Here is a 6893-nt window from a genome sequence, read left to right as displayed (position 1 = left end):
TCGTTATCCGGGGGCGAGTCGGGCGGCGCTCGAAGGCATCGACTTGCATCTGGTGCCGGGCCGCAGCATGGCGCTGGTCGGGGAAAACGGTTCGGGCAAAACCACACTGATCAAACTGCTCACGCGTCTTTATCGCCCGGATCAGGGCCGCATTCTGCTCGACGGCAGCGATCTGCAGACTTGGGAAGAAGACGCGCTGCGGCGGCGTATCGGCGTGATTTTCCAGGACTACATTCGGTATCAGTTCACCGTCGGCGAGAACATCGGGGTCGGCGACACCTTGGCATTCGACGATGAGCAGCGCTGGAAACAAGCCGCCGCCGAAGGCATGGCCGCGCCGTTTATCGAAGGCCTTGATCGCGGTTATGCGACGCAACTGGGGCGCTGGTTCGCCGGTGGTCAGGAGTTGTCGGGCGGGCAATGGCAGAAGATTGCCTTGTCCCGCGCCTACATGCGCCGCGACGCCGACATCCTGATCCTCGATGAACCGACCTCCGCCCTCGACCCGGCGGCGGAAGCGGCGGTGTTCGAACATTTCAGCCAGCACACTCAGGGCCGCATGACGTTGTTGATTTCCCACCGTTTCTCCAGCGTGCGCAACGCCGATCACATCATCGTGCTTGATCAAGGCGCGATTCTGGAGCGCGGCGACCACGACAGTCTGGTCGCGGCGGGCGGGCGTTATGCGCAGCTGTTTGATTTGCAGGCGCGCGGGTATCGCTAGTGCTCAGGTTTCAGGCGAGCTGCGATGCACCGCAGCGACCTGCGCCGGTTTGGCTTTCATCAGGTTTTCGATGGCTTGACGATACTGGCTGCCACCCAGGCTCATGCTGTTGTTGTGCGTGCCGCCGGGCACCAGCAGCAGGCGTTTGGGCTCGTTGGCGGCGTTGAACAGTTGCTCGCTGAAGCGCGACGGCATGAACGCATCCGCCAAGCCGTGAACCACCAGCAGCGGCATGTCGATGTCGGCGATCTTGTCGATGGAATCGAATTTCTGCGACAGCAACCAGCGCACCGGCAGCGATTTGACTGGCAGATTGCTGTCGGCGACTTGCGCGACCGCGTCGCCCAACGTGGTGAAGGTCGATTCGATGACCAAGCCGCGCACTGGCACCGCCACGTGATCCTTTTTCGCCTGCTCGGAGAGGTCCGCCGCAAGGTCGATCGCTACCGCGCCGCCCAGCGAATGGCCGTAGATTAGGCGCTTTTTCGCATCCGGCTGCATCTCTTTGAAGCGATCCCACGCCACTCGGGCGTCTTCGTAAACGCTGGCCTCTGACGGCAGATCGCCCTTGCTCTGGCCGAAGCCCCGGTAATCGATGGCCAGCACCGAATAGCCCATCGCACGTAACTGCTCGATGCGGAACGCCTGGCCGGTGAGGTTCCAGCGCACGCCGTGCAGATAAAGGATCGACGGCGCGTCGCGACGGGCGGCGGGCCACCACCAGGCGTGCAAGTTCTGGCCGCCCTTGAAACTGGCAGGTTTGATGTCGAATTCCTGCACATCTTTCGGCAAGCCGCGATACCAGCCCGCCGTGCCCGGCTCGATGCGAAACAGCAACTCGCGCTCTTTGTATTTGAGCACCCCGCAACCCACCGGCAGGCCGACGATCAGCAGCGCCATGCACAAAGTCGCAAACCAGCGCTTGCTCAAGCGGCTCATGAGGGAAGAAAACATGCAGCGGTCCAGTCGAAAGGGGAAAACACGGGTTTTAACAGATGCATGCCGAGGTCGGGAATTATTTCGACAGCCGTGTGTGTTGCAGGATTATTCGCGGCGATAAACCTCCATCCGCCGCAATCCTCCTGTAGGAGCGAGGCTTGCCCGCGAAGACGTCGGTTAATTCAACATTGATTTCGACTGACCTGGCGCTTTCGCGGGCAAGCCTCGCTCCTACAGGGGGTTTGCGCAAAGCCGCTGGTCTTTGCGTGCCAGGCGGCCTCAAAAAAGGATTGAATTATCACAACAAATGTTATTTAAATAACAAAACAACAACGCCAGACATCAGTCTGGCAAGCCCGTAACAAGGTGGGATAGCAATGAGCAAGATCGCAGTCATCGGCAGCAATATGGTGGATCTGATCACCTACATCGACCGCATGCCGGCGCAGGGCGAAACGCTCGAAGCGCCCGGATTTGCCCTCGGTTGCGGCGGCAAAGGCGCGAATCAGGCGGTGGCAGCGGCCAAGCTCGGGGCAGACGTGCTGATGCTGACCAAAGTCGGCGATGACATGTTTGCCGACAACACCCTGGCCAATTTCCAGCGCTTTGGCATCGACACGCGTTACGTGCAGCGTGTGCCAGGCGTGTCCAGCGGCGTCGCGCCGATCTTCGTCCAGGCCGATTCGCACAACAGCATCCTCATCGTCAAAGGTGCCAACGCGCATCTTTCACCAGCAGATATCGACGCCGCCGCCGCTGCTTTGCGCGAGTGCGCGCTGATCGTGTTGCAGCTCGAAATCAACGTCGAGACCGTCTATCACGCCATCGCTTTCGGCCGCGAACACAACATCCCGGTGCTGCTGAACCCGGCGCCAGCCTTGGCCGGCCTCAGCCGTGAACACCTCGCGCAGCTGGACTTCCTGGTGCCCAACGAGTCCGAGCTGGCGCTGATCAGCGGCCAGACCGTCAACTCGCCCGAGTCCGCGCTCAACGCCGCGCAAGCGCTGGTCGCCAGTGGCATCCGTCACGTCATCGTCACCCTCGGCCAGCAAGGCGCGTTGTACGTCGGCGCTGAGGGCGAGTTTCAGGTCCCCGGCCTGCGCGTGGATGCCCGCGACACCACCGGCGCCGGCGATGCGTTTATCGGTTGCTTCATCCAGCACTGGACCCGCTCGCGTGACATTCGCGCGGCGATGGTCCAGGCGGTTGCCTATTCCGCGTGCTCGGTCACCGGCCTCGGCACTCAGACTTCCTACCCGGACGCCGACGCCTTCGCTGAATTCCAGCGCGCGTTCGACGCCTGAATTCGCGCCGCTTCACCCCGATAACTCACCGGAGAACAACAATGACAAAGCCTCCGCTCCAACAGATGCCCGACGGTTTTTACCTGAACCGCACGCCATGGTTCGCCTTCATCCTGCTGTGCAGCATTTTTGCGCTGTGGGCGGCGGCCGCGAGCATGAACGACGTGCTGATCGCGCACTTCAAGAAAGCCTTCCTGCTCAGCGATTTCCAGACCGCGTTCGTGCAATCGGCGTTTTACCTCGGCTATTTCTTCGTGGCGATTCCGGCAGCGCTGGTGGTTCGGCGTTTCAGCTACAAGACCACCATCCTCATCGGTTTGATGCTCTACATGTTCGGCTGCCTGTTGTTCTTCCCGGCGGCATCGACGGCCAAATACGGCATGTTCTTGCTGGCGCTGTTTGTGATCGCGTCAGGGCTGGCATTCCTCGAAACCGCGTGCAACACCTATTCGACGCTGATGGGCCCGCGCGAAACCGGCACTCGGCGACTGAACATTTCGCAGACCTTCCACCCGTTCGGCGCGATGGCCGGGGTCTACGTCGGCAGCTTCGTGATGTTCAAGGACACCGACGCGACCCACGAACAACTCACGCAAATGAGCGCTTCGGACGCGGCGGTGCAGCAACTGCAAATGATCCAGTCCACATTGCTGCCCTACAAATGGATGATCGCGGTGCTGGTGCTGATGTTCATCCTGATCGCCATCACGCGTTTTCCTTCGTGCAAAGGCGTGCAAACCGCGACTAAAAAAACCTCCAGCCTTGGCCAAAGTCTGTCGCGGCTGTGGGCCAATAAACGCTTCACTTTTGGTGTGCTTGCGCAGTTCCTTTACGTGGGCGCGCAGGTCGGCGTCTGGAGCTTCACCATTCGCCTGGCCATGCAATTGGGCGGGATGAATGAGCGCAGCGCGTCGTGGTTTTTGCTGACGACATTTGCTGCGTACTTCGTCGGCAAACTGATCGCCAACGTACTGATGCGCAAACTGCACCCGGCCAAGGTCCTGGCGATCTACGGCGTGCTGTGCATCGTGCTGCTCGCCTACACGATTCTGGTGCCGAACATCACTGCGGTGTATGCGGCCGTCGGCGTCAGCGTGTTCCTCGGTCCGTGCTGGCCGACCATTTACGGGCTGACCATCGATGGCCTCGGTGAAGACACCGGCGTCGGCGGTTCGCTGCTGGTGATGAGCATTGTCGGCGGCGGCGTGATTCCGATCTTCCAGGGCCTGCTGTCGGATTACAGCGGCGGCAACATGCAATTGGCCTACAGCGTGCCGTTGCTGTGCTTCATCGTGATCGTCGCTTACGCGGTGCGCTGCCTGCGCAACTCGGCCAGCGAGCGTGCGCCCGTCGGCGCGGCGGTGACCTCATGAGCACCCGGATCAATCTCTATCCGGCACTGTTTGGCGAGGCGCCAAAAACCTTGCTCGAATCGGCGGATTTCACGGTCAGCGCCAGCCTGTTTCCCAGCGGTGTGCTGGCGCTGGAAATGCGTAACAGCCGTGGTCATTTGCTGGTGCTGCCGTATCAGGGCCAGATGATCTGGGACGCGGTATTCGACGGTTGCGACCTGACCATGAGCAACCTGTTCAGCCAGCCGAAACCGAGCCCGACAGTGATCGGCACCTACGGCTGTTTCATGTTTCACAGTGGCCTGCTGCGCAACGGCTGCCCGACGCCCGAGGACGACCATCCGCTGCACGGCGAAATGCCCTGCGCAGCGATGGATCGCGCCTGGCTGGAGGTCGGTGAAGACAGCGCCGGGGCGTACCTACGCCTCGGCGGCGAGTACGAATACGCACAAGGTTTCGGCGACCGCTATCTGGCCAGTCCGAGCGTGACCTTGCGCGCCGATTCCGGCCTGTTCGATATCGCGATGAACGTGACCAACCGCGCCGGCAAACCGATGGACCTGATGTACATGGCTCACATGAATTACGCCTACGTCGAGGGCGCGCGGTTTGTCGAACCGTTGGGATTCGACCGCGTGCGGTTGCGCAGCAGCGTGCCGGCGCACGTCAAACCGACGCCGGCCTGGAGCCATTACATGGAGCAATTGGCCGCAGAACCGCAACAGTTTCGCTGCCTCGACCAACCGGAGCTTTATGATCCGGAGATTGTGTTTTTCTTCGACGGCGTGTGCGCCGATGCCCATGGCGACGCGCATTTTCTGCTGAGCCATCCCGACGGCGCGGCGTTCTACACGCGCTATCGCCCGGAGCAATTCGAACACGCGGCGCGCTGGATCCTGCACAACGCCGATCAGCAAGTCGCGGCGTTCATATTGCCCGCGACGTGCGAGCCGGAAGGCTATCGGGCCGAGTCCGCCAAGGGCAACGTGCGGTCATTGGCGGCGGGGCAGACGGCGGCGTTCAAGGTCACCACCGGTTACCTGAACAAGAACGAGCAACAAGCCTTCATCAGATGATCAACTGCGCGCCGCTGGCGGTAATCGCGTCGCGGTAAGCCTTGGGGATTTTCTTGTCGCTGACCACGTAGTGGAAATCCTCAAGCGCAGCGAAATGCGCAGTGCGCACGGTGTCGAACTTGCTGTGATCGGCCAGCAACAAACGTTGCTGCGCCTGGCGCAAGACCTTCTGCTTGACTTCCACTTCATTGAAATTGAAGCAGGTCACGCCGAAGTCCTGGCTGACACCGGCCGCCGAAACGAACGCCCAGGTCAGGCGCACGTGGTCGAGAATGCCGCTTTCGCTGGTGTTTTCGAACACCTGGTTCTTGCGGTGGAACGTGCCGCCGCAGATGACGATGTGGCAATTGGGTTTTTGCGAGAGTTTCAGCAGCACGTTCAGGGAGTTGCAGACCGCGGTGAATTCGAGCTCGTCGGGGATGAAATCCACGACGAAGGGCGTGGTCGTGCCGCAGTCGAAAAACACGGTGTCGCCGGGCTGGATAAACCGCGCAGCGAGTTTGCCGATGCGGCGTTTTTCTTCGACGTGGCGGGTGTCCTGTTCGGCCACCCGATAATCGCCGGGCTCGTTGCCATCGTGGATTCGGGTGATGTAGCCGCCGAGCAGACGCAGGTGGTCGGTGTACTTGCTCAGGTCGCGGCGCAGGGTCATTTCCGAGACGTCGAGCAATGCCGCCATTTCGCGCAGGTGAATGGCGCTCTGGTCTTGCAGGGCTTGTTGAATCAGCTTGAGACGCTCGGCTTTTTTACTGTCCACAGGCATTCCGGGGTTGATTGTTGATGTTATTTAAGTAACATTAATTGTGAGTTTTGTAACGTTTTTGCGCAAATGATCCTCGATTGTGGCGCAGGGGCATTTGAATATACAAACAGGAGTTATTGCGATGGCCCATCTTCCCCCTCAGGCACTGGCGCAGTTCATCGATCACACGTTGCTGGCACCGGACGCCAGCCGCGAACAAATCGCCACCCTGTGCCGCGAAGCTGCGCAGCATGGCTTCTATTCAGTGTGCGTGAACTCCGCGCAGGTGCCGTATGCCGCGCAGCGCTTGGCACAGCATCAGGCGGGGCACAGCGTAAAAGTCTGCGCGGTGGTCGGCTTCCCGTTGGGCGCCGGTTTGAGCGAGAGCAAAGCCTTCGAAGCCGAGCGCGCGATTGCTGCCGGCGCGGGCGAGATCGATATGGTGTTGAACATTGGTTGGCTGAAGGACGGCTTGCTCGCCGAGGTGCAGGACGACATCGCTCAGGTGAAAAAGGCCTGCGGCGATGTGCCGTTGAAAGTCATCCTCGAAACCTGCCTGCTCAGCGACGCGCAGAAGGTCCAGGCCTGTGAAATCTGCCGTGAGCTCAACGTCGCGTTCGTCAAGACCTCCACCGGTTTCAGCCGCAGCGGGGCCACCGTCGAAGATGTCGCGCTGATGCGCCGCACCGTCGGCCCGGACATCGGCGTCAAGGCGTCGGGCGGCGTGCGCGATTACCCGACCGCACTGGCGATGAT

Annotated in this window: 7 protein-coding genes; 5 read left to right on the top strand and 2 right to left on the bottom strand. The window is 60.9% G+C overall.

Annotated elements, in window-relative coordinates; translation table 11 throughout:
• Positions 1-724 (top strand): ABC transporter ATP-binding protein (locus tag BI292_RS08260; RefSeq protein ID WP_157831229.1); only part of this gene is annotated, 724 nt, incomplete at its 5' end.
• 3 nt (positions 725-727) lie between these two features.
• Here BI292_RS08260 and BI292_RS08255 read toward each other — a convergent pair.
• A complete protein-coding gene (locus tag BI292_RS08255) occupies positions 728-1678 on the bottom strand; it encodes an alpha/beta hydrolase (protein WP_092280119.1) in 951 nt (316 codons plus the stop codon).
• Between the two features lie 362 nt (positions 1679-2040).
• Between BI292_RS08255 and rbsK the strand changes: the two genes are divergently transcribed.
• From rbsK to BI292_RS08240, 3 genes are read left to right on the top strand one after another with little or no spacing between them, the layout of a single operon-like run.
• Positions 2041-2967 carry a ribokinase gene (rbsK, locus tag BI292_RS08250; protein ID WP_101207576.1) on the top strand — a complete coding sequence of 309 codons (927 nt, stop codon included), beginning with the start codon at positions 2041-2043 and terminating at the stop codon, positions 2965-2967.
• 41 nt (positions 2968-3008) lie between these two features.
• Positions 3009-4340: an L-fucose:H+ symporter permease gene (gene fucP / locus BI292_RS08245; RefSeq protein WP_101207575.1), complete on the top strand. Its 1332-nt coding sequence runs from the start codon at positions 3009-3011 to the stop codon at positions 4338-4340.
• Positions 4337-5395, top strand: a complete 1059-nt coding sequence (locus tag BI292_RS08240) for an aldose 1-epimerase family protein (RefSeq protein WP_101207574.1) — start codon at positions 4337-4339, stop codon at positions 5393-5395. Before fucP ends, BI292_RS08240 begins: the two co-directional genes overlap by 4 nt.
• Here the strand turns inward: BI292_RS08240 and deoR are convergent.
• Positions 5388-6158 carry a DNA-binding transcriptional repressor DeoR gene (deoR, locus tag BI292_RS08235; protein WP_178076550.1) on the bottom strand — a complete coding sequence of 257 codons (771 nt, stop codon included), beginning with the start codon at positions 6156-6158 and terminating at the stop codon, positions 5388-5390. The genes BI292_RS08240 and deoR overlap by 8 nt on opposite strands.
• A gap of 121 nt (positions 6159-6279) precedes the next feature.
• On the opposite strand from deoR, the gene deoC reads away from it, so the two are divergent.
• Positions 6280-6893, top strand: a 614-nt coding sequence (gene deoC / locus BI292_RS08230; protein WP_101207573.1) for a deoxyribose-phosphate aldolase, incomplete at its 3' end; no start/stop codon positions are given.

Origin of the sequence: Pseudomonas sp. 43NM1, from assembly GCF_002836905.1 — a bacterium.
Classification (GTDB): domain Bacteria; phylum Pseudomonadota; class Gammaproteobacteria; order Pseudomonadales; family Pseudomonadaceae; genus Aquipseudomonas; species Aquipseudomonas prosekii.
Note: the sequence above shows the minus strand (reverse complement) of the source record. Positions and strands in the feature narration are given on the sequence as shown.

Coding starts and splice junctions, on each gene's coding strand:
- BI292_RS08255 (WP_092280119.1), bottom strand. CDS start 1,678: ATGTTTTCTTCCCTCATGAGCCGCTTGAGCAAGCGCTGGTTTGCGACT.
- rbsK (WP_101207576.1), top strand. CDS start 2,041: ATGAGCAAGATCGCAGTCATCGGCAGCAATATGGTGGATCTGATCACC.
- fucP (WP_101207575.1), top strand. CDS start 3,009: ATGACAAAGCCTCCGCTCCAACAGATGCCCGACGGTTTTTACCTGAAC.
- BI292_RS08240 (WP_101207574.1), top strand. CDS start 4,337: ATGAGCACCCGGATCAATCTCTATCCGGCACTGTTTGGCGAGGCGCCA.
- deoR (WP_178076550.1), bottom strand. CDS start 6,158: ATGCCTGTGGACAGTAAAAAAGCCGAGCGTCTCAAGCTGATTCAACAA.